The sequence below is a fragment of the Streptomyces sp. NPDC008139 genome (genome assembly GCF_042957025.1).
GTDB lineage: Bacteria > Actinomycetota > Actinomycetes > Streptomycetales > Streptomycetaceae > Actinacidiphila.
The window spans coordinates 336,851-357,530 of record NZ_JBIBHM010000005.1; the positions used below are offsets into that span (position 1 = coordinate 336,851).

The window sequence follows — 20,680 nt, forward strand, 5'->3', positions numbered from 1 at the left end:
CGATGTCCCAGCCGTCGTCCGACGCACCGTCCCCAGGGCCCGAACCCGTACACATACCCGCGTCCGGACCCGCCGCCGCAAGGCCCGGACGGGCAGTCGGCGCCACACCGGTCCCCGTGCCGGGCCCGCCCCGCCGCCTCATCGTCCTGCTCGCCGTCGCCTGCGGCCTGACCGTCGCCAACCTCTACTATGCGCAGCCGCTGCTCAGCGAACTGCGCCAGGCGTTCGGGATCGGCGCGGTCGCCGCGGGCAGCCTCGTCACCGTCTCCCAACTCGGTTACGCCGCCGGCCTGCTGCTCATCGTCCCGCTCGGCGACGTCATCGAGAAGCGCCGCCTCGCCACCGTCCTGCTCGCCCTCACCATCGCCGGTCTGGTGCTGGCCGGTCTCGCACCGGGCTTCGCCGTCCTGCTCGCCGCGCTGCTGATCGTCGGCACGACGCTCGTCGTCGCCCAGATCCTCGTACCCTTCGCCGCCGACCTCGCGCCGGACGAGAGCCGCGGAAAGGTCGTCGGGCAGGTGATGAGCGGCTTGCTGACCGGCATCCTGCTGTCCCGTACCTTCGGCAGCCTGCTGGCGAACGCGACCAGTTGGCGGGTGGTCTACCTGACCTCGGCCGGGCTGATGACCGTACTGACCCTGGTATTGCGCAGGTCCCTGCCGCGCCGCGCTCCCGGAGCCGACGCCGCCGCGCTGTCGTACGGGCTCCTGCTGCGCTCCACCGCCCGCCTGCTGCGCGTCCACCCGGCGCTGCGGCGCAGGGCGCTGTACCAGGCCGCGATGTTCGGCGCCTTCAGCGTTTTCTGGACCACCATCTCCTTCGTTCTGACCAGCGATCCCTTCAACTACAGCCAGTGGCAGGTCGGCCTCTTCGCGCTCGCGGGCGCGGGCGGCGCACTGGTGGCGCCGCTCGCCGGACGCTGGGCCGACCGCGGCCTGGTCCGGCCGATGACGGCCGTCGCCTTCGTCACCGCCGCCCTGGCCTTCGGCCTCGCCGGGGTGGGACGGCACAGCGTCATCGCGCTCGGCGCCGCCGCGGTGCTTCTCGACATGGCCGTGCAGACCACCCTGATCCTCGGCCAGCAGGTGATCTACCGGCTCGACGGCCAGGCCAGGTCCCGGCTCAACAGCGCCTTTATGGCCACCTTCTTCGTCGGCGGCGCGATCGGCTCACAGGCCGGTTCGTACGCCTACCACGCCGGTGGCTGGACCTCGGTGGCCCTGCTCGGCGCCGCCCTGCCCGCCCTCGCGCTGCTCTACTGGATCGCGGAATGGCGCCGTCCGCGGCGCAGCGCCGACCGAGCGGACGGCATCGGCACGGCCAGCACCGTCGACAGGAAAATCAGCACAGGCTGGGCAGGCAAGGAGGGCGCCGCCCTTGAGGACCACGTGCCACCGGCCCCGCCCGTCACGCCTTCGCCACCACCCCCAGGATCTCCGGAAGACGATCGAGCAGCCGCGGAGCGGTGAACCGTAGCGAGGCCGCCGCGACCGCGAGCCCGTACAGCGCGCCCACCGGGAGCACCAGCCACAGCAGCGAATGGAGATCGTTGAAGTGGAGGGCGAGAGTAAGCGCGATCACCGGTAGCGACAGCGCCGCGCCGCTGAAGGTGCCGCCGACGACGTTCAGCGCGACGAGACCGCCCTGGCCGGGCGCCGCGTTGGCGAACGGGTTGTCCTGCGGGAGCGCGTACGGGTAGCGGACGCTCGCGTAACTGCCGGTCGCGACGAGCGCGCCCAGGAAGGCGAAGGACAGCCCCAGCGTCTCGGGCAGCGCCGACACCCGGTGGAGCAGCAGCGCCGCGCCGGTGGTGACGACGGTGACGTACGGCACGGCGATGGCGGCCAACGTCAGCGCCCGGCCGCGCAGTTCGAGCGCCGCGTCCCTGCGGGTGGTGATCGTCGCCGACACCGTCCAGAAGGCGGAGCCGTCCATGCCGAACTGGTTGTACATCTGCATGCCGAGCAGCCCCGCCGCCCACAGGCACTGGTAGACGGTGCCGTGCTGCACCACCGCGACCAGCGGCAGCAGCAGCCCGACGGCCAGCCCGGTCGCCCACGCCGCCTTCGACCTCGGGTCGCGCCACAGGTACCGGAACTGCCGCTCCATCACCGTGGCCGTCCGGCCGCCCACCAGCCGTCCGGGCAACAGCCGGGCCAGCAGCGAAGGGCCCGCCGCCGTCCCGCCCCGCGCCTTCGACCCCTCGCGCTCCGGCGCCGCCTGGAGCGTGGACGCGTCGGGTGACACCATCAGCCGGTGCAGGCTGGCGTGCCACCAGCGCAGGACCAGCGCCAGCACGGCGACGGTGAGGGCCAGTTGCACGACGGCCAGGCCGTACGACCCGCGCGCCGTCGAACGCACCGCGTCCACGGCGGGCGCGGGCGGAATCCAGCGCAGTACGGACGCCACCGAGGTCGCCCGGTGCAGACCGCCGTCGGACGACAGCGAGTTGACGCCGAGGTTGACGAGCTGGGCACCCACCGCCACGAACAGACCGCTGAGCAGGGCCAGGTCGCGGCCCTTGCGGCTGGTCAGCAGCCGGGTGTTGGCGGCGGCCACCGCCCGCGACAGCGCCACGCACAGCAGCAGCGTCAGGGCCACGGCCAGGACGGCGACGACCCACGCGGCCCCGCCGTGCGCGACCGCGACGACCGCCCCGGTCGACACCAGCAGTGTGAAGAGCGGACCGACGCCGATCAGCGACGACACCAACAGCGCCGTTATCAGCGGGCGCGGCCGTAGCGGCAGCATCGCCAGCCGGGTCGGGTCGAGCGTGTCGTCGCCGCCGAAGAAGAACAGCGGCATGATCGCCCAGCCCACGACCAGGACGACGGTCACCGTGACGGCGGCGGACGGTGCGTAGTGGTTGTTCCGCAGCGCGACCATTCCGGCGCCCATGCCGAGCGCGTACAGCATCGCGAAGGCGACGCCGAGGGACCAGCCGACGGTACGGCCGGTGGACCGGCGCAGGCCGTTGCGGAAGAGGGTGAGCTTGAGCCGTACGAAGACCGGCGTGAGCGAGGAACCGCGACCGGGCGGGGGCGCCGGCGCGGGAGCGGCGAGCGGGGCGGTGGCCGAGGTGGTCATCACTTGCCGCCGCTCAGCCAGTCGAGCGCCTGCCCGTCGCGCCGGTCGGCGCCCACCAGCGACAAGAAGGCGTCCTGGAGCGAGGGAGCGGTGCCGCGCACCTCGGCGAGCGGGCCGCGCGCCACGATCTTGCCCGCGGCCATGACCGCGACCCAGTCGCACAGGCTCTCCACCAGCTCCATCACGTGCGAGGAGAAGACGACCGTGCCGCCCGACTCCGTATAACGCTCCAGTACACCGCGGATGACCTGCGCGGACACCGGGTCGACGCCCTCGAACGGCTCGTCGAGGAAGAGGACTTCGGGATTGTGCAGCAGGGCGGCGGCCAGGCCGATCTTCTTCCGCATACCGGTGGAGTAGTCGACGACCAGTTTGTTCTGCGCGGCCGACAGGTCCAGGACGTCGAGGAGCTGACCGGCGCGCTTGTCGACCTCGGCGCCCGGCAGACCGCGCAACCGGCCCGTGTAACCGAGCAGTTCACGCCCCGACAGCCGCTCGAACAGCCGCAGGCCCTCCGGCAGCACGCCGATCCTGGACTTCACGCCGACCGGGTCCGTCCACACGTCGTGGCCGACGATCCGCACACTGCCGTCGTCCGGCCGCAGCAGGCCGGTGATCATGGAGAGCGAGGTCGTCTTCCCGGCCCCGTTGGGCCCCACCAGGCCGATGAAGCGGCCCGCGGGCAGCTCCAGATCGATCCCGGCCACGGCCACTTGCTCGCCGAACCGCTTCCACAGCCCGCGCACACGCACAGCGACCGGATCGGTGTCTCCGGCCGCCTCGGACACCTCCTCGGCGGTCCTCCCGTACGGCACCGGCCGGTACGGCTTCAGCTTCCGCTGCGACTCCTGCTCCCCCTGCGACCTCTGCGGCTCCGACATGGCGGCACCTCTCCCCGTCTCGCGCCCCTGCCCTCGGCGCGCCGCTGGTCGGACGACGCGCGAAGGTCTACGTCCGACAACCCTAGACGCGACCACTGACAGTGACCGAAGGACTCGGGAGCGTGAGCTCCCGCGTGGGGGTCAGCGGCCCCTCGCCGCCGCCAACTCCCGCCCGCACGCGTACGCCAGCGGGCTCAGCAACTCCTCGACGTCCGGCAGCCACCGGTTCAGGGCGGTCGGCTGCCGCGCCCACTGCACCGAGGCGCCCGGCCCCGTCCGCGTCGGCGGCGCGGCGATCCAGTCGCCCTCGCCGCGCACCCGCAGGTCGAGCGAGCCGGGCGCCCAGCCCAACTTCCGCAGCAGATCGGGCACCTTGACGGTGGCGCCGGGCAGGACGAAGAAGACCAGCCTGCGGTCGGGCGTGCAGATCACGGGACCCAGCGGCAGATCCATCCGCTCCATCCTGGCCAGCGCCAGGCACCCCGCCACCTCCGGCACGTCGACCGCGTCGAACGTACGGCCCGTCGGCAGCAGCACCGAGGCGCGCGGCTGCTTGCCCCACATGCGCCGTACCGCGTCGGCGCTGCCGCTGGCGTGCGCCGCCCAGTCGGGTCAGGTCGGGTGGGCGCCGGGAGCCGGGCAGGTGGGAGACGCGCAGGAGCACAGCGCGGGGCCGCCCGTGTCGTCCTCGATCCAGGAGCCGGGGAGCACGTCCCAGTGCCGCTCCTGCGCGTATCGGACGGCCGTGTCGAGAAGTTGGGCGGTGAGCTGCCGCGGTGCTCCGATGGTGTCTTCCACGCGCTGCACAACTTCCCTCGTCAGCGTGAGTTACGGGGCCGGCCCCTCGGCTCATGGCGGGCGCACTGGTGCACGCCCGGGGGCGCGTGCGCGATCCGGGCCCGTATTCGGGTAGTCACTTGGGGTCCGCGTGTCGTTCCGCTCCTTCCGCTAAAGGCGAAAACGACATGAAATGCAGCTGTAACAGGGCATTTTTCGGTTGTGAGATGGGCACCTGTCACCAGGACGAGGTACGCATCGTTGAAGTGGGGGAATTGATGGCCGCACGACCGCTCGTGGCTCGGCAACCGAACGAACGGCTCCAGGCACTTATCCAGGAGGCCGGCTGCTCCAACGCCGGGCTCGCCCGCAGGGTCAACATGTGCGGTGCCGAACACGGCCTCGACCTGCGGTACGACAAGACGTCCGTGGCCCGCTGGCTGCGGGGTCAGCAGCCGCGCGGCCGGGCCCCGGCCATCATCGCCGAGGCGATCGGCCGCAAGCTGGGACGCGCCGTGTCCATCGACGAGATCGGCATGGCCAACGGCAAGAACCTGGCCACCGGCATAGGTCTGCACTTCGCGCCGACCGTCCTCGGCGCGATCGAGCAGGTCTGCGAGCTGTGGCGCAGCGATGTCGGCCGCCGCGACTTCCTCACCGGCTCCACGGTCGCCGCCTCCGCCCTCGTCGAGCCCAGCCGCGACTGGCTGATCACCCGCCCCGACCAAGGCGTCGCCCGCAACGGCGGTGCCAGGGTGGGCATGTCGGACGTCGAGGCCGTCAAGGCGACGACGCGGGCGCTCACCGACCTGGACCACCGCTTCGGCAGCGGACACGTCCGCCCGGTCGTCGTCCACTACCTCAACAGCGTGGTGTCCGGGTTACTCGCGGGCACCTACCGCGACCAGGTCGGCAGGGAACTCTTCGGCGCCGTAGCGCGGTTGACCGAACTGGCGGGCTACATGGCCGTCGACACCGGGCAGCCGGGACTCGCCCAGCGCTATTACATCCAGGCGCTGCGCCTGGCCCAGGCGGCGGGCGACCGCGGCTACGGCGGCTACATCCTCGCGGCCAGCATGAGCCACCTCGCCGCCTCCCTCGGCAACCCGCGCGAGATCGCCCAACTCGCCCGCGCGGCACAGGAAGGCGCCCGCGGCCAGGTGACACCCACGGCGGAGGCGATGTTCTACGCCGCGGAGGCCCGCGGCCACGCGCTGCTCGGCGACGCCCGCACCTTCGCCACCGTGGCCAACCTCGCGGTCGAGTCCATGGAACACTCCCGGCCCGACGACGACCCGCCCTGGATCGCCCACTTCGACCACGCCTACCTCGCCGACGAGTTGGCGCACTGTCACCGCGACCTCGGCCAGGCCGCGCCCGCCGCGCGCCGCGCGGAGGAAGCACTCGCCGCGCACCCCGAATCGCGCACCAGGCGCCGTGCCATCGACCTGCTGCTGCTCGCCGACGCCCAGGTGCAGCAGCGCGAACTGGAGGAGGCCTGCAACACGGGCACCCGCGCCGTCACCCTTCTGTCCGGTCTGCGCTCCAACCGCGGCGCGGAGTACCTGGACGACTTCCGGCGCCGCCTGGAGCCCTACGCGGCGGAGCCCGTGGTCCGCGAGTTCGGCGCCCGTCTGGAGGAACAGGACGCCGCATAGCGGACCATCACCGAATCGTTACGCGACCGACACCGCGTCCCCGCGCGGTGGCCAAAGCGCTGGAGAGACCTTGCGGGAACGGGCCCGGTACGCCCGGTACTTCCGCCCTCTCGGTGTGTCATGACGTTCACTCGTTCGGGTACGTGGTTGATGGTCCGGTTAACCCGGTAGCGTTGGTGGATGGTTCGGAAGGATCCGGCAACGGACGACAGGGCATAGGCAGGAGTCAGCGGCGATGCACACCGACGGACGCGGCGAGGAGACGCCTGAGGCGTACCGGGGCGTCGTGGTGCCCGCGGGGCGGCAGCAGCCGCCCTACGGGGAACATGTGCAGCCGGCCGGCGGCTCCCCCTGGGGCGAGCCCGCCCCACTGCCCGAGCCCGCCGACGCCACCCAGATGCTGCCGCCGTATCCCGGGAGCATGCCGCCGCCCGCCGTTCCGGTGGCCGACGCCACGCAAATGCTGCCCCCGTACCCCGGCGGCGACCCCGGCATGCCGATGGCCGCCGCGAGCCAGGGGCCGGGCCCCGTACCGCCGCTGCCGCCCGTACCGCCGCAGGCACCGCCCACGGCCCCGCAGCAGCAGGCCGCCGACGCCACCCAGGCGCTGCCGCTGTCGATCTTCCAGGACCGCGACCAGCAGGAACAGCAGCCGCAGTACGGCGGCCCGCAGTCCCCGCCCCCGCAGCAGTCGTACGAGCAGTCCTATGAGCAGCCTTACGACGGCTACGGGCAGCAGGGGTACGACCAGCAGCAGTCGTACGGCGGCCAGAAGCAGTACGGCCAGCAGTCTTACGACCAAGGCCAGGGCCAGGGCGGCGGGTACGAGGAGCAGCCCCAGACGGGGCCGCAGCACGACAGCGACTACGACCACCTGTTCCGCAGCGACGTGCCGGGCCCGGAACCGCTGCGCCAGCGGATCATCCAGCCGCCGTCCCAGCAACAGCAACAGCAGCAGTACGGGCAGCAGCAGGGCGGAATGGGCCAGCCCCCGCAGCAGCCGTACGACCCCGGTTACGGCTACGACGGCGGGCACGGTCAGGACGGCGGTCCGCGCCGCAGGCTGTCGCCCCTCATGGTGATCGGCATCGTCGTCGCCGGGTGCGTGGTCGCGGGCCTCGTGGTCGGCGGGCTGTTGAACAAGGGCGGCGACGCCAAGACGGACAACACCGCGTCGAAGAGCGGCACCCCGGCGTCCTCCGCGCCGAGCACGTCCGCGAGCGGCAGCACCGACTCCGCGGCCGACGACGCCGTCAAGCAGCAGGCGCAGGGCCTCGACGCGCTGCTGAAGACCAGCGGCAACAGCCGCAGCTCCGTGGTGAGCGCGGTCGAGTCGATCAAGAACTGCAAGAATCTCGGCCCCGCCGCCGCCGACCTGCGGTCCGCCGCCACCCAGCGCACCGGCCTGGTCACCCAGCTCGGCGGCCTGTCGGTGGACAAGCTGCCCAACCACGCCGACCTGACCGAAGCCCTCACCAAGGCGTGGCAGGCGTCGGCCGCCGCGGACGGCCACTACGCGAACTGGGCCGACCAGGCCGCGCACAACCACAGCGTCTGCAAGGGCGGCCACGCCCGCAGCACCGGCGAGGCCCAGGACGGCAACCGCGAGAGCGGCACCGCCACCGAGCAGAAGAAGCGCGCGGTCCGGCTGTGGAACGCCATAGCGAAGCAGTACGGGCTCACCGAGCGGCAGTACAGCCAGCTCTGAGCCGGGCCCGTTGGTTTACGGGGCCACGCGCGTATACGCGTCACCGCGCGGTTACTTGCACTCCTGTGCGCTCCCGTGCGCTTATATGCGCGCGTACGCGGACGGACGGTGACGGACCCGACGCGTCCGCGCCCGACCGATGAATCCGCGCCGACGCGGCGGTCTTCCTCTCGACCGCACCATGCGAGAGGTGGACCGATGACGCATCCAACGAACAGTTCCACGACCGATCCGGCGCCGGGCCTGCGCGGTGTCCTGGAGCCGTACATCGACAACGGCACGATTCCGGGTGCGGTGGGTCTGGTGGCGCGCGGCGACCGGGTGGAGGTCGCAGCGGTCGGTTCCGCGCACCTTGAGGGCGCCGTGCCGATGGCCAGGGACGCGATCTTCCGGATCGCCTCCGTCAGCAAGCCGATCACCGCCGCCGCCGTGATGATGCTCGTCGACGACGGCCGGATCGCGCTGGACGACCCGATCGCGACCTGGCTGCCGGAACTGGCCGCGCCGGTCGTCGTCCGCACCCCGGACGCCCCGGTCGACGACGTGGTCCCGGCCGACCGGCCGGTCACCGTGGCCGACGTGCTCACCTTCAGGGCCGGGTACGGCATGCCCAGCGACTTCTCGCTGCCCGCCCTGCAACCGCTGTTCACCGAGCTGAAGCAGGGCGCGGCGCGGCTGTCGGGCTTCGGAGGCCCCGACGACTGGCTGGCGACGCTGGCCCGTATCCCGATGCTCCACCAGTCGGGAGAAGCGTGGCTGTACAACACCGGCTCGGACATCCAGGGCGCGTTGATCGCCCGGGTCTCGGGCCGCTCCTTCGCAGAGTTCCTCGCCGAGCGGATCTTCGAACCGCTCGGCATGGCCGACACCGGCTTCACCGTGGCCGCGACCGCGCTCGACCGGCTGACCAGCGCCTACGGGACGGGCGCGGACGGCGGTATCGAACTGTCGGACCCGCCGGGCGAGGAGTGGACCAAGGCGCCCGGTTTCACCTCGGGCGCGGGCGGCCTCGTCTCGACCGTCGACGACTGGTTCGCCTTCGCCCGCATGCTGCTCGCCGAGGGGACCGTGGACGGCCGCAGGCTGCTGTCCGCGCGGTCGGTACGGATGATGGCCACCGACCACCTGACGCGGTCCCAGCGCGACGCGAGCGAGCTGTTCCTCGAAGGCCAGGGGTGGGGCTTCGGCGGCTCGGTGGACGTCGCGGAGATCGCCCCGTGGAACGTCCTCGGCCGCTACGGCTGGGTCGGCGGCAGCGGCACCACGGCGCACGTCACGCCGTCGACCGGCGCTGTCGGCATCCTCTTCACGCAGCGCTCGATGACCGGCCCGACGCCGCCCCAGGTGATGCGGGACTTCTGGCGGTACGCGGCGGGGGTGTGAGGCGCGCGCGTCCTGGACGGGACGCTACGGGGCGCTACGGGTCGGTCGGGCCGCTCGTGGGCGGTCAGTTCTGCCCGGACGAGTTCTGCCTGAGCGTCTTCGTCAGGTCCACGAAGCCCGGCCGGGCCAGCACGAGCCGCCCGTCGCGTACCACCTGATAAGTGACCTTGGAATTCACCATCCGGGAGTGGCTCGGGATGCCCAGCAGATCGGCCTGCGTCCAGCCGAGGTCCGGGGTGAGGCCGCCGGTCGACAGGTGGGTCGTGGTGTCCATCGCGCGGTGCAGATTGTCGGCGTTCACGCTGACCTTCTCGTCCATCTCCCGCACCACCTTGGCGAAGACGGTGTACGCGACCCAGGTGGTCTGCACCCCCGGGTCGGCGACGTCGATCCGGTCGTCGCCGAACGCGTACTTCTTCACCACCGACTTCATCTCGGCCCACTTGGCGTCGGACGCGGGCGGGTACCAGCCGGTCACGTACGCGTTCTCCAGCGGGCTGCCCGCGCCGCCGGTCGAGTCCACCACCGACTGCTGCACGCTGCCGAGCACCGAGGACAGCCGCACTTTCGGCTGTTCCTCGCCGACCCGGCGCAGGGAGTCGAAGAAGGTGCTGGTGCGGTCGCCGAGCACTGCGGAGACGCAGGTGGACGGCTTGTTGTTGCCGACCGCGGCGGTGGCGATGTCGGTGTAGTCGTTGGAGTCGTCGGCCGTGAGCATGTCGCGCGCGGGCGGCCGGCCGCCGCTCTTGAGCCCCTGGTCGAGGAAGATCGGGAACTGGTCACCGGTGATCGTGTCGGGCCGCACCAGATTGACCTTCTTGCACAGGTCCGCCAACTGCCGTCCGCTGCCTGCCAGCAGCGCGGGCAGACCGCCGTTGACCGGGTACGACAACAGGCTCTGGAACTCGTCGGCAGTGATGCCGTAGCCGCCGATGTACGGGATGCCGTTCGACTCCAGGGCGGTGGTGAAACTGCCGCCCTCTTCGCTGTAGGAACCGACAACCGCGACCGCGCCCGCCTTCGCCGCCTGCTGCGCGCAGTCCGTGACGGCGACCGCGTCATGGCGTTCGTTGCAGGTCAGCACCTTCAACTTGCGGCCGTTGAGACCGCCCTGCTCGTTGGTGTACTTCTCGAATGCCTGCGCCATGGCGAGCATTCCCGGCATATTGGTCGATTTCGTGTCGATCGGCGCCCACGTCATCACCACGAGCGGTCCCGTGGAGCCGCCCGAACCTCCGGGAAGCACACCGCACCCGCTGAGCAGCGCACTTGTGGCCAGCAGCGCGACGGCAGCCGTGCGGACCCTGCGGATACGCCGTTCCCTCATGTCATGCGAAGATTCCGGCCCGCACCCAACGCCGGGGTGACCACAAGCGAACGGGCGGTCACTATCAGGTGAATTACGGGTGGCGTTGGTGGAGAACGTACGATGCGCCATTGTGCAAGGTTCGGAGAAGTCTTCCCGTCGCGGCCGTCACTCCTCCACGATGGGGGGCATGCCGCTCAATGACATGCCCTGGTGGCGCTGGCGCAGCAATGTGCGCTCCGCGCTGCACATGATCAGCGACCCGGTGTTCCAGCGGGAGGTCTGGCAGACCGGCCGCGAGGGATACGGGGACGTCACGGACGCCGTGTACCGGCTCGTCGAGGACACCTGGCTCGACAACTGGTCCGCCGAGAAGTACGTGGGCACGATCTTCCGCGACTCGCAGGAGGCCGCGCTCGTCGACGTCGCCGTGCTGCGCGTCCTGAAAATCCTGCACCAGGTGGGCGCCGACGCACCAGTCGCCGCCTATCTCGACCACCACGCCTGGCCGGAGGCGGTCCGCGCCGCCCGCGACGCCCACGTACGGATGTCCGCCGCCGACGGCGACGACCCGGACACGCCGCCGCGCTCGTTGGACGTGCTGGCGATCTACATACGGTCGGCGTGACCGTTGGACGTTCGTACGTCCCCGGGCCACACCTGGTGCGTGTTTTCCGGTGGCACCTGGTTTTCCCCGCGCCACCTGGCGCGCGATATCCGTGGGTTCCGCTTGACGGACAGTCCGACCTGAGGGGGTCGGTTTGTGCGAGGCTGACGGCGTGACCGAACAGCAGCCGCCGCAGCCAGACCCGCAGTACGTCCTCACCCTGTCCTGCCCGGACAAACAGGGCATCGTGCACGCGGTCTCCAGCTATCTCTTCATGACCGGTTGCAACATCGTCGACAGCCAGCAGTTCGGCGACCAGGACACCGGCCTGTTCTTCATGCGGGTGCACTTCTCCGCCGAGCAGGCGGTGACCGTGGACAAGCTGCGCGCCAGCTTCGCGGCGATCGCCGAGGCGTACCACATGGACTGGCGGATCCACCCGTCCGACGAGCGCATGCGGATCGTGCTCATGGTCAGCAAGTTCGGGCACTGCCTCAACGACCTGCTCTTCCGCACCAGCATCGGCGCGCTGCCGGTCGAGATCGCCGCCGTGGTCTCCAACCACACCGACTTCCAGGAACTTGTGGGTTCCTACGGCGTTCCCTTCCACCATGTGCCGGTCACCAGGGACACCAAGGCCGAGGCCGAGGCGCGGCTGCTGGAGATCGTGCGCAAGGAGGGTGTCGAACTCGTCGTGCTCGCGCGCTACATGCAGGTGATCTCCGACAACCTGTGCCGTGAGCTGTCCGGTCAGATCATCAACATCCACCACTCCTTCCTGCCGAGCTTCAAGGGCGCCAAGCCCTACCACCAGGCGCACGCCCGCGGTGTGAAGCTCATTGGTGCCACCGCGCACTATGTGACGGCCGACCTCGACGAGGGGCCGATCATCGAGCAGGAGGTCGAGCGGGTCGGCCACGAGGTCACGCCGGAACAGCTCGTCGCCATCGGGCGCGATGTGGAGTGCCAGGCGCTGGCCCGCGCGGTGAAGTGGCACAGCGAGCACCGGGTGCTGCTCAACGGCCACCGGACGGTCGTCTTCGCCTGAGCGGGCTCTTCGGTTGAAGCTTTTGTTTGCGCGGGCTCTTCACCCGGCCCTCGTCAGGGCAGAGGCGTCTCAGAGGCGGGACAGGGACGCCGTGGCGAAGAGCACGTCACGGATGACGTCGCGGTCGCCGATCTGGCCGACCGCGATCCGCTCCGGCTCGATGTGGCCCGCCGCCAACTGGCAGAACTCGACGCAGTCCATCGCCACATGGGCGACCATCGCCTCCGGCGACGCGGCGGCGCCGGGCGAGTCCAGCGGCAGATACCACTGGCCGCCGCCCTTGCCCTCGACTTCGAGCAGCAGCGAACGGCCCGGCGTACCGGCCGTCACCAGATGCGTCGGCGAGGTGGTCAGACCGGCCCTGCGCCGACCTGCCAGCGCCTCGGGCAGCAGCCGCGCGGCGAGGTCGATGATGCGGTTGAGGTTGCGCGGCTCCGGAGGATCGTACGGATAGTCCACGGCCTCGGCGATGTCCGACGCGTGGATCCAGCACTCGAAGGCCCGGTCCAGGAAGGCGTCTTCCAGCGGCAGCGCGAACGAGCCGTAGTCGACATCGAGCCCTGCCGCGCCGCCGCCCGCGAAGGAGACCGTACGCACCAGGCTGTGGCTCTGCTCGCGCCACAGGGAGCGCACGGTGGCTCCGGGCAGCATGCTGTGCGTCGCCCAGTGCGCGGCGGTGCGCTCGACCGGGGTGAGCGGGAAGTCGCCCATATTGCGGGCATTGCGCAGCCGGGCGCGGGAGGCGATGCCCATACCGATGCCCAGGCCCAACCCGCCGAGCCCGGAACGCGGCGGGTCCGCCGACGGGTCGCCGCCGTCCGGCGGCAGCCCGAGCGACCTGGCGATCAGGCTGTCCACGGCGGTGAGATGACCGATGACCTGCGCGACGGTGAACTCCGTCGAGCGCTGCTCGCCGTCGTGCCACTTCAGCTCGACCGGTGCCTTCCAGTAGCCGTCGCCGAGGTCGCGCAGCAGCGCGTCCAGCCGGGCGGCCTCCGCGTCGAACGGTCCGGCCCACTCGGGCACCGGGATACGCGCCGGCCGGCGGCCCAGGCAGCCTTCCAACACCCGTGCCCGCAGCAGCGGATCGAGGTCGAGCGAATCCTCCTGGTGCAGCAGACCCACCGCGTCCCGCAGTCGCAGCGCCTCATCCGCACAGGTGGCGCAGTCCGTCAGATGCACTTCGACCGCCAGTGCCTCGTCGTGCGAGCACACCGACAACGCCCACGCGCCGAGCAGCGACTTGAGGGTGCGGTGGTCGTAGTGCGGCAGTTGGGGCATCGGCTGGTGCGGCTCCGCGGGCGGCTGCCGGTGCGCGGTCTCCCGCGTCTCGGGCTGTTCGCGCTGGTACGGGACGCGCGGCTCGCCGTCGTCCCCGCCGTGCGCACCGTCGCCGTTGTGGAACGCGGGACCGCTCATCGTCGCCCTCGCTGTCCCCGGGGATCCAGCGGGTGGTCGTCGCCCTGCTCGCCCGGTTCCATGGCGGTGGACAGCAGTTGCAGCCCTAGCCGGAGCCGACGGCGCGCTTCGTCCTCGCTCACCCCGAGCCCGGCCGCCGCGGCGCGGTAGTCGACCCTTTCCCGGTAGGCCAGTTCGAGGGCGGCGCGCAGCGGCGCGGGCATCGAGGTGACGATGAAGTCGGCGCGGGCCGCCGTGTTGGCCTCGCGTACCCGGGCCTCCACCTCGTCCGGCGTGGAACGGCCCCGGTTCGACTGCTGTCGCAGCCGGTGCACGGCCTGCCGCTGGGTGAGTGTCGCTATCCACGAACGCAGCGAGCCGTGCTTCGGGTCGTAGGCGTCCGGATTTTCCCAGATGTAGCCGAACACCTCGCGGGTGATGAGGTCGGCCGCGTCGTCGTCGTCCATCACGCGATAGGCCAGGCCGTGCACGAGTGAGGCGTACCGGTCGTACAGCTCGCCGAGTGCGGCTTCCTCACCGCGCGCCAGCCGCTGCTGCATCTTGCGGTCCCAGCGCGGTGGTGCGGGTGTCGCCATCTGCCGCCCCCTTGCCTCGTCGCCTGCCCTGTCGCCCCTCGCCCGGCCACCGACCGTAGCCAAGTGTGTTCAGCGCGCCCGAATGCGCTCAGGTCGAATGTAACGGGCACCTCCTGCGACGTGCGTCGCTTTGCACCAACCTGCTGCTGACTGTGATCGATTTTGGCGGTCTGTTATCCGGGTGTGACCGGAACATTGCAGAGTTACGACGGAGAACGGGCATAGGGTCATGGTGATGATGTTCCTGAAGTCGACGGCGAGGCGAGGTGGGAACCGGTGCTGGTGACCCAGGCCGAGCGAGACGGCTGGGTGGTGGTGACGGTCGCGGGTGAGATGGACCTGATCTCGTCTCCCGCGGTCCGGCAGAAGGTTCACGACGCGGTCGCCGCAGGGCGGCGCCGGGTGGTACTCGACCTCGTTGACGTGCGCTTCTGTGATTCCAGCGGAGTCGGTGTCCTGATCGGTGCCCGGCGACTGATGCGGTCCTGTGCGGGCCGCCTGCGCATCGTGCTGCCCGAGGACGTTCCCACGGTGACGGCGCCCACCGAGGGCTACGGCGGCGGCGCGCACGTCAACCGGGTGCTGGCCGCCCTCGGCGTGCGACGGCTCTTCGAGGTCTATCCGGATCTGGAAGCCGCGACGGACGACACCGCCAGGCCCCTCTCGGCCTGAACCGGCCTCTGTCGGCGGCCCCTTTCGGCCAATCTCGCTCGACTTCCCTCGCCTTCACCATTCCTCTCCTTTCCCCTTCCATTCCCGTCCGTCTTCACTCGTGCGGGGACTCCCGCACCGCGTACGCGCCCAATGACGGCTCAAGTCGCGTGAACGCCTCCCGCGCAATCAGTCCCAGCGTGTCGAACAACTCCCTTTCGGTCGTGCCCTGTCGCACCCGGCGCTGCGCCTCGCCGAACAACAGCCTCAGCACCGTGCTGAGTTGGGCGGCGGCATGCCGCGGCTCGAAGGCGTCCGGCTCGTCGCCCACGGCCTCGGCGAGCGTGACGGACAGTGCCTGCTCCTGGTGGTCGTACATCTCGCGGAGCCGGGCACGCAGCACCGGACTCTCGTCGATCAGCCGCGTGAATCCAGGCTGGGTCCAGCCGAGCAGCGCGTCGTGCCGCTCGACCGCTTCGAGGTAGTCCCGGCGCACCGCGTCCAGTGCGGACTCGCCGACGGGGCGGGCGGCGAAGGCGCGGGCGGGGCCGGTGATCACCTCTTCGTGCATGTCGAAGAACAGGTCCTCCTTGCGCGGGAAGTAGTTCGTGACGGTCATCTTCGAGACCCCGGCCGCCTCGGCGACGTCGGCGATCGTCGTCCCCTCGAAGCCCCGCTCGACGAAGAGGGCGGTGGCGGCGTGGGTGATGGTCTGTCGGGTCTGTTGCTTCTTGAACTCGCGGAGCTGGGCCATGGTTCCCACTTTAGTAGGTCGGACCTAAAAAAGGTCTTGACAGGTTGAGTGGGTCAGTCCTAATTTTAGGTCTAACACAAGAAATCGAGGAAGAGGAGACCTTGATGACGCTCCGACTGATGGCCGTCCACGCCCACCCCGACGACGAGTCCAGCAAGGGCGCCGCCACGCTCGCGCACTACGCGGCCCATGGCGTCGATGTCCTGGTCGTCACCTGCACGGGTGGGGAGCGCGGTGACGTGCTCAACCCGCTGCTGGACACACCGGAGGTCAGGGCCCGGCTGCCGGAGGTGCGACGACGGGAGATGGCCGCAGCGGCGGCCGTCCTCGGTGTGCGCCAACGGTTCCTCGGTTTCCCCGACTCGGGACTGCCCGGGCAGGGCGAGACCCTGCCGGACGGCTGCTTCGCCCGCGAGGATCCGCTGGTCGCAGCCGAGCGGCTGGTCGCGGTGGTCCGGGAGTTCCGGCCCCATGTCCTCGTCACCTACGACGAATCCGGCGGCTATCCACATCCGGATCATGTCCAGACCCATCGCGTCGCCGCCGAGGCGTTCGACGCGGCGGGGGACTCGGCGCGCTTCCCGCTGGCGGGTCCGGTCTGGCAACCGCTGAAGCTGTACTACCAAGTGGCCTTCTCGCGCGCCTGGTTCGAGACCCTGCACCACGGCATGACGGCCCGGGGGCTCACCTCCTCGATGGGCCAGGTGCTGGACGAGTGGCCCGACTGGGCGGTCGAGTTGCACCCGACGACCCGGATCCGCTGCGAGGACCACTTCACCACCCGCGACCAGGCCTTTCGCGCGCACGCCAGTCAGGCCGCTCCGGACAACCCCTTCTTCTCCCACCCTCGCGACCTCGAACGGGCCCTGTGGCCCACCGAGGACTACGTTCTCGCCCGCTCGTACATCCCGGCAAAGCTTCCGGAGACCGATCTCTTCGCCGGAATCAAGGAGTGACGGGGGGTGCTTCGGGGAGGAGGGAGCGCGGGGCGCGCGGCGCCGGTCGCGACCTGGTCGGCCGGTCCGCTCAGTTCCTCCGCTCGCGAGTGTCGGCGAAGCGCTCGCGGAGCTTGAACTTGAGGACCTTGCGCAGGGTCTCGTTGCGGGGTAGGGCGTCCACGATCTCCAGTTGCTCGGGGAGTTTATGGACGGCGAGGCCCGAGCGGCGCAGATGGTCGACGACGGCGGCCAGGGTGAGGGGACCGGCGCCCGGCGGCTGTTCGACCACGGCGCAGACGCGTTCACCACGGTCGGGATCCGGCAGGCCGATGACGGCGACATCGCCCACCGCCGGGTGCTGGTAGAGGAGTTCCTCGATCTCCTTGGCGGAGATGTTCTCGCCCTTGCGGATGATGACGTCCTTCAGGCGCCCGGTCAGGACGAGATGACCGGTCTCGGTGAGGCGGCCGAGGTCACCGGTGTGGAAGTAGCCCTGGGTGTCGAAGGATTCGGCGGTCAAAGCGGGGTCGGTGTAGCCGAGGCACACGGCCTCACCGCGCAGCAGCACCTCGCCGTCGTCGGCGATGAGGATCTCCATCGCGGCGGGCGGGCGGCCCTCGGTGGTGGCCCTTTGGTCGACGGTGTCACGGGGCGAGCCCATGGTGATCATCGGTGCCTCGGTCATGCCGTAGCCGTGGGCGAGATCGCAGCCGAGTTCCCGGACGATCTCGTGGTACAGCTCCGGCGGCTTGGGGGCGCCGCCTCCGGAGAGCAACCGCAGGGTGGGGATGAGTGTGCGGCCGGGCTGCTTGCGCTGCTCGGTGAGGAAGAGCGAGTAGAAGGCGGTGGAGCCGCCGGCCATGGTGACGCCGTGGGACCGGTAGGCGTCCAGAGAGGCGGGGAGGGCGAATTGTTCGAGGAGCAGGGCCGGAAAGCCGTACAGCAGCAGCATCACCAGATAGTCGGGTCCACCGATGTGAGCGAAGGGGAAGGCGATGGAACCGATGTCCTCGGGCCGCATCTCCAGTGCGTGGGCGAGACAGGAACCGCCCGCGATCAGACCGCGGTCGCAGTGCAGCACGCCCTTGGGGTCCGAGGTGGTGCCCGAGGTCCAGTAGATCCAGCGGACGGTGGTCCCGTCGGACGGCGGCGAGGGCAGGGCGCCGGGATCGCCTTCGGGAAGGGAGTCATAGGCGATCAGGACGGACGGGCGCTCGGCGAGATCGAGGCGGTCGGCCATGGCGGTGTAGTCGAAGCCGCGCCAGGTGCCGGGTACGGCGAAGAACTCGGCCCGTGTGCGGTTGAGGGCGTAACCGACCTCGCGGTCGCGGTAGATGGGGATGACCGGGATCTGCACCGCCCCGAGCCGGGCCAGGGCCAGGGAGAGGACGACGGTCTCGACGCGGGTGGGCAGTTGCCAGGCGAAGTGGCTGCCGGGCCGCACCCCGAGTCCGTACAGGCCGGCGGCGACGCGCAGCGCCCGTGCGTGCAGTTCGCCGAAGGTGACGCGGCGGTCCTCGGCGTCGAACAGCACGGGGGCGTCGGGGCTGAGGGCGGCGCGGCGGTCCAGTAGCTCCCACAGGGTGCGGGAGTCGCTGAGTGTCGCGATGGTCGGATCCATGCCGATCGCCTCCCGGGCACCATAACTGACGACGCGTCAGATTTTTCAGAAGGGTAAGTCGCCGCCGCTTGTCGGTCCAGAGGTGGGTCGATACGGTATATCTGACGGTCCATCAGATCGGATGCCTCGTCAGATCGGCGATCGGAAGCGTCATCCGGATGCAGTGAGGGAGTGGCCGATGGAACTGCCCAGGATCATCAGCGTCGACGACCATGTCATCGAGCCCGCGCATCTCTTCTCGACCTGGCTGCCGGAGAGGTTCCGCGAGCGGGGGCCGCAGCCGCTGACGGCGGGGATCGGTGAGCTGGAGTACGTCGGGGGGAAGTACCGGTTCACCACTGATCCCGAGGGTCAGCTCACTGACTGGTGGCAGTACGAGGGCGAGTTCTTCCCGTACAAGCGGATCATCGCGGCGGTGGGGTTCTCGCGGGACGAGATGACGCTGGACGGGATCACGCGGGAGGAGATGCGGCGGGGGTGCTGGGATCCTGTCGAGCGGCTGAAGGACATGGATCTCAATCATGTGGAGGGGTCGCTGTGTTTCCCGACGTTCCCGCGCTTTTGCGGGCAGACGTTCGCGGAGGCGCAGGACAAGGAGGTGGCTCTGGCGTGTGTGCGGGCCTACAACGACTGGATGGTGGAGGAGTGGTGCGGTGACAGCGGGGGCCGGCTGATCCCGTTGTGCCTGATTCCTTTGTGGGACGTGGAGTTGGCGGTGGCGGAGATCCGCAGGAACGCCGCGCGGGGGGTTAGGGCGGTCACCTTCAGTGAGATCCCGACGTATCTGGGGCTGCCGTCGATCCACTCGGGGTACTGGGACCCGTTCTTCGCGGTGTGCGAGGAGACCGGCACGGTGGTGAACATGCACATCGGGTCGTCGTCGCAGATGCCCGCCGCGTCACCGGACGCGCCTCCGGCGGTGCAGGCGAGTCTGAGTTTCAACAACGCGATGGCGTCGATGATGGACTTCCTGTTCTCCGGGGTGCTGGTGAAGTTCCCGCGCCTGACGCTGGCCTACAGCGAGGGCCAGATGGGCTGGGTGCCCTACGCGCTGGAGCGCGCGGACGACGTGTGGCGCGAGCACCGGGCCTGGGGCGGGGTCAAGGACCTGATACCCGAGCCGCCGTCCACGTACTACCGCAGGCAGATCTACTGCTGCTTCTTCCGCGACATGCACGGTGTCGCCTCGCTGGACACCATCGGCGAGGACAACGCGATGTTCGAGACCGACTACCCCCACGTCGACTCGACCTGGCCCCACACCAAACAGGTCGCCGCCGACCACATGGCGGGGCTGTCCGACGAGGTCACGTACAAGCTGCTGCGCGGCAACGCCATCCGGATGCTGAGCCTCGACCTTGACCGGTGAGGGAGTTGGCGAAGCCGTCGGCGGTGCCGGGGTCGCCCACGGCCTGGTGGCCGCTGTCACCGGGGCCGCGCGCGGGATCGGCAGGGAGCACGCGCTGGCCTTCGCGGCCGAGGGCGCCCGGGTCGTCGTCAACGACGTGGAGTCGGCGGCCGAGGTGGTGGCCGAGATCCGGGCGGCGGGCGGTGAGGCGGTCGCGCACGAGCGCTCGGTCGGGGAGTGGTCGGGCGCGCGGTCGCTGGTGGACGCGGCGGTGGAGCACTGGGGCCGGCTGGACGTGCTGGTCAACAACGCGGGGGTGCTGCGGGACCGAATGCTGGTCTCGATGACGGAGGAGGAGTGGGACACGGTCGTACAGGTCCATCTCAAGGGGCACTTCGCGACGCTGCGGCACGCGGCGGCGCACTGGCGGGAGCGGAGCAAGGCGGGTGAGAAAGTGAACGCGAGCGTGATCAACACGACCTCGGGCGCGGGGCTGCTCGGCAGCGTCGGCCAGGCCAACTACGCCGCCGCCAAAGCCGCGATCACCGCGCTCACCCAGGTCGCGGCGGTGGAACTGGCGCGCTACGGCGTCACCGTCAACGCCATCGCACCCGCCGCCAGGACGCGGATGACCGAGCAGGCGATGCCGGACCTGGTTGCCCGGCCCGCCACCGGCTTCGACGTCTACCACCCGGCCAACGTCTCCCCGCTGGTCGTCTGGCTCGCGGGACCCGAGGCACGCGAGGTCACCGGGCGGGTCTTCGAGGTCGAGGGCGGCGCCGTATCGGTCGCCGACGGCTGGCGGCACGGCCCGCGGACCGACGTGGGACGGCGTTGGCGGCCGGTCGAACTCGGCCCCGTGGTGGGCGCGTTGCTCGCCGAGGCGACCCCGCCGGAACGCGTCTACGGAACGGGGTGA

17 protein-coding genes and 1 pseudogene are annotated in these 20,680 nt (G+C 70.5%); 10 read left to right on the top strand and 8 right to left on the bottom strand.

Annotation, left to right across the window (positions count from 1 at the left end):
- Window positions 1-116 precede the first annotated feature (116 nt).
- Window positions 117-1,469 (top strand): MFS transporter, encoded by a 1,353-nt coding sequence (locus tag ACFZBB_RS12820; RefSeq protein ID WP_391120668.1) that lies wholly within the window; start codon window positions 117-119, stop codon window positions 1,467-1,469.
- Here ACFZBB_RS12820 and ACFZBB_RS12825 read toward each other — a convergent pair.
- The 3 genes and pseudogenes from ACFZBB_RS12825 to ACFZBB_RS12835 all read right to left on the bottom strand — a co-directional run bounded on the left by ACFZBB_RS12825 (window position 1,408) and on the right by ACFZBB_RS12835 (window position 4,766).
- Window positions 1,408-3,087, bottom strand: coding sequence for a transporter (locus ACFZBB_RS12825; RefSeq protein ID WP_391120671.1), 1,680 nt, complete (start codon window positions 3,085-3,087; stop codon window positions 1,408-1,410). The two genes, ACFZBB_RS12820 and ACFZBB_RS12825, sit on opposite strands and share 62 nt — an antisense overlap.
- On the bottom strand, window positions 3,087-3,968 hold the full coding sequence (locus ACFZBB_RS12830; protein ID WP_391120674.1) for an ATP-binding cassette domain-containing protein: 882 nt from the start codon (window positions 3,966-3,968) through the stop codon (window positions 3,087-3,089). Before ACFZBB_RS12830 ends, ACFZBB_RS12825 begins: the two co-directional genes overlap by 1 nt.
- A gap of 141 nt (window positions 3,969-4,109) precedes the next feature.
- Window positions 4,110-4,766, bottom strand: a pseudogene (locus ACFZBB_RS12835) (bifunctional DNA primase/polymerase).
- Window positions 4,767-5,023: 257 nt separating this feature from the next.
- Between ACFZBB_RS12835 and ACFZBB_RS12840 the strand changes: the two are divergent.
- The 3 genes from ACFZBB_RS12840 (at window position 5,024) to ACFZBB_RS12850 (ending at window position 9,494) form a co-directional block, all read left to right on the top strand.
- Window positions 5,024-6,403 (top strand): transcriptional regulator, encoded by a 1,380-nt coding sequence (locus tag ACFZBB_RS12840; RefSeq protein ID WP_391120677.1) that lies wholly within the window; start codon window positions 5,024-5,026, stop codon window positions 6,401-6,403.
- Window positions 6,404-6,638: 235 nt separating this feature from the next.
- The gene (locus ACFZBB_RS12845) at window positions 6,639-8,111 is read left to right on the top strand and encodes a hypothetical protein (protein ID WP_391120680.1); all 1,473 of its coding nucleotides are present in this window, start codon (window positions 6,639-6,641) and stop codon (window positions 8,109-8,111) included.
- A gap of 198 nt (window positions 8,112-8,309) precedes the next feature.
- Window positions 8,310-9,494, top strand: a complete 1,185-nt coding sequence (locus ACFZBB_RS12850; RefSeq protein ID WP_391120683.1) for a serine hydrolase — start codon at window positions 8,310-8,312, stop codon at window positions 9,492-9,494.
- 64 nt (window positions 9,495-9,558) lie between these two features.
- Here ACFZBB_RS12850 and ACFZBB_RS12855 read toward each other — a convergent pair whose 3' ends face one another.
- On the bottom strand, window positions 9,559-10,821 hold the full coding sequence (locus tag ACFZBB_RS12855; RefSeq protein ID WP_391120686.1) for an ABC transporter substrate-binding protein: 1,263 nt from the start codon (window positions 10,819-10,821) through the stop codon (window positions 9,559-9,561).
- A 160-nt stretch (window positions 10,822-10,981) separates the two neighbouring features.
- On the opposite strand from ACFZBB_RS12855, the gene ACFZBB_RS12860 reads away from it, so the two are divergent.
- Both ACFZBB_RS12860 and purU read left to right on the top strand, forming a co-directional pair.
- Window positions 10,982-11,428 carry a hypothetical protein gene (locus ACFZBB_RS12860; RefSeq protein WP_391120689.1) on the top strand — a complete coding sequence of 149 codons (447 nt, stop codon included), beginning with the start codon at window positions 10,982-10,984 and terminating at the stop codon, window positions 11,426-11,428.
- A gap of 151 nt (window positions 11,429-11,579) precedes the next feature.
- Window positions 11,580-12,455: a formyltetrahydrofolate deformylase gene (gene purU, locus ACFZBB_RS12865; protein ID WP_391120692.1), complete on the top strand. Its 876-nt coding sequence runs from the start codon at window positions 11,580-11,582 to the stop codon at window positions 12,453-12,455.
- A 69-nt stretch (window positions 12,456-12,524) separates the two neighbouring features.
- Here purU and ACFZBB_RS12870 read toward each other — a convergent pair whose 3' ends face one another.
- Both ACFZBB_RS12870 and ACFZBB_RS12875 read right to left on the bottom strand, forming a co-directional pair.
- On the bottom strand, window positions 12,525-13,874 hold the full coding sequence (locus tag ACFZBB_RS12870; protein ID WP_391120695.1) for a maleylpyruvate isomerase N-terminal domain-containing protein: 1,350 nt from the start codon (window positions 13,872-13,874) through the stop codon (window positions 12,525-12,527).
- Window positions 13,871-14,449 carry a sigma-70 family RNA polymerase sigma factor gene (locus ACFZBB_RS12875; protein WP_391120697.1) on the bottom strand — a complete coding sequence of 193 codons (579 nt, stop codon included), beginning with the start codon at window positions 14,447-14,449 and terminating at the stop codon, window positions 13,871-13,873. Before ACFZBB_RS12875 ends, ACFZBB_RS12870 begins: the two co-directional genes overlap by 4 nt.
- Before the next feature lie 282 nt (window positions 14,450-14,731).
- Here ACFZBB_RS12875 and ACFZBB_RS12880 point away from each other — a divergent pair, with 282 nt between their 5' ends.
- Complete coding sequence (locus ACFZBB_RS12880) at window positions 14,732-15,121, top strand: anti-sigma factor antagonist (RefSeq protein ID WP_391043574.1); 390 nt, start codon at window positions 14,732-14,734, stop codon at window positions 15,119-15,121.
- A 94-nt stretch (window positions 15,122-15,215) separates the two neighbouring features.
- Here the strand turns inward: ACFZBB_RS12880 and ACFZBB_RS12885 are convergent, their stop codons facing one another.
- Window positions 15,216-15,854: a TetR family transcriptional regulator gene (locus ACFZBB_RS12885; protein ID WP_391120700.1), complete on the bottom strand. Its 639-nt coding sequence runs from the start codon at window positions 15,852-15,854 to the stop codon at window positions 15,216-15,218.
- A 104-nt stretch (window positions 15,855-15,958) separates the two neighbouring features.
- On the opposite strand from ACFZBB_RS12885, the gene mca reads away from it, so the two are divergent.
- Window positions 15,959-16,810, top strand: coding sequence for a mycothiol conjugate amidase Mca (gene mca / locus ACFZBB_RS12890; protein WP_391120703.1), 852 nt, complete (start codon window positions 15,959-15,961; stop codon window positions 16,808-16,810).
- A gap of 70 nt (window positions 16,811-16,880) precedes the next feature.
- Here the strand turns inward: mca and ACFZBB_RS12895 are convergent, their stop codons facing one another.
- The gene (locus tag ACFZBB_RS12895) at window positions 16,881-18,413 is read right to left on the bottom strand and encodes an AMP-binding protein (protein WP_391120706.1); all 1,533 of its coding nucleotides are present in this window, start codon (window positions 18,411-18,413) and stop codon (window positions 16,881-16,883) included.
- Between the two features lie 178 nt (window positions 18,414-18,591).
- On the opposite strand from ACFZBB_RS12895, the gene ACFZBB_RS12900 reads away from it, so the two are divergent.
- Window positions 18,592-19,782: an amidohydrolase family protein gene (locus ACFZBB_RS12900; protein ID WP_391120709.1), complete on the top strand. Its 1,191-nt coding sequence runs from the start codon at window positions 18,592-18,594 to the stop codon at window positions 19,780-19,782.
- A complete protein-coding gene (locus tag ACFZBB_RS12905) occupies window positions 19,772-20,680 on the top strand; it encodes an SDR family oxidoreductase (RefSeq protein ID WP_391120713.1) in 909 nt (302 codons plus the stop codon). Before ACFZBB_RS12900 ends, ACFZBB_RS12905 begins: the two co-directional genes overlap by 11 nt.

Bases quoted from the DNA above. Each gene is read 5' to 3' on its own strand.
- ACFZBB_RS12825 (WP_391120671.1), bottom strand. From the start codon at position 3,087: ATGACCACCTCGGCCACCGCCCCGCTCGCCGCTCCCGCGCCGGCGCCC.
- ACFZBB_RS12830 (WP_391120674.1), bottom strand. From the start codon at position 3,968: ATGTCGGAGCCGCAGAGGTCGCAGGGGGAGCAGGAGTCGCAGCGGAAG.
- ACFZBB_RS12840 (WP_391120677.1), top strand. From the start codon at position 5,024: ATGGCCGCACGACCGCTCGTGGCTCGGCAACCGAACGAACGGCTCCAG.
- ACFZBB_RS12845 (WP_391120680.1), top strand. From the start codon at position 6,639: ATGCACACCGACGGACGCGGCGAGGAGACGCCTGAGGCGTACCGGGGC.
- ACFZBB_RS12850 (WP_391120683.1), top strand. From the start codon at position 8,310: ATGACGCATCCAACGAACAGTTCCACGACCGATCCGGCGCCGGGCCTG.
- ACFZBB_RS12855 (WP_391120686.1), bottom strand. From the start codon at position 10,821: ATGAGGGAACGGCGTATCCGCAGGGTCCGCACGGCTGCCGTCGCGCTG.
- ACFZBB_RS12860 (WP_391120689.1), top strand. From the start codon at position 10,982: ATGGGGGGCATGCCGCTCAATGACATGCCCTGGTGGCGCTGGCGCAGC.
- ACFZBB_RS12870 (WP_391120695.1), bottom strand. From the start codon at position 13,874: ATGAGCGGTCCCGCGTTCCACAACGGCGACGGTGCGCACGGCGGGGAC.
- ACFZBB_RS12875 (WP_391120697.1), bottom strand. From the start codon at position 14,449: ATGGCGACACCCGCACCACCGCGCTGGGACCGCAAGATGCAGCAGCGG.
- ACFZBB_RS12885 (WP_391120700.1), bottom strand. From the start codon at position 15,854: ATGGCCCAGCTCCGCGAGTTCAAGAAGCAACAGACCCGACAGACCATC.
- mca (WP_391120703.1), top strand. From the start codon at position 15,959: ATGACGCTCCGACTGATGGCCGTCCACGCCCACCCCGACGACGAGTCC.
- ACFZBB_RS12895 (WP_391120706.1), bottom strand. From the start codon at position 18,413: ATGGATCCGACCATCGCGACACTCAGCGACTCCCGCACCCTGTGGGAG.
- ACFZBB_RS12900 (WP_391120709.1), top strand. From the start codon at position 18,592: ATGGAACTGCCCAGGATCATCAGCGTCGACGACCATGTCATCGAGCCC.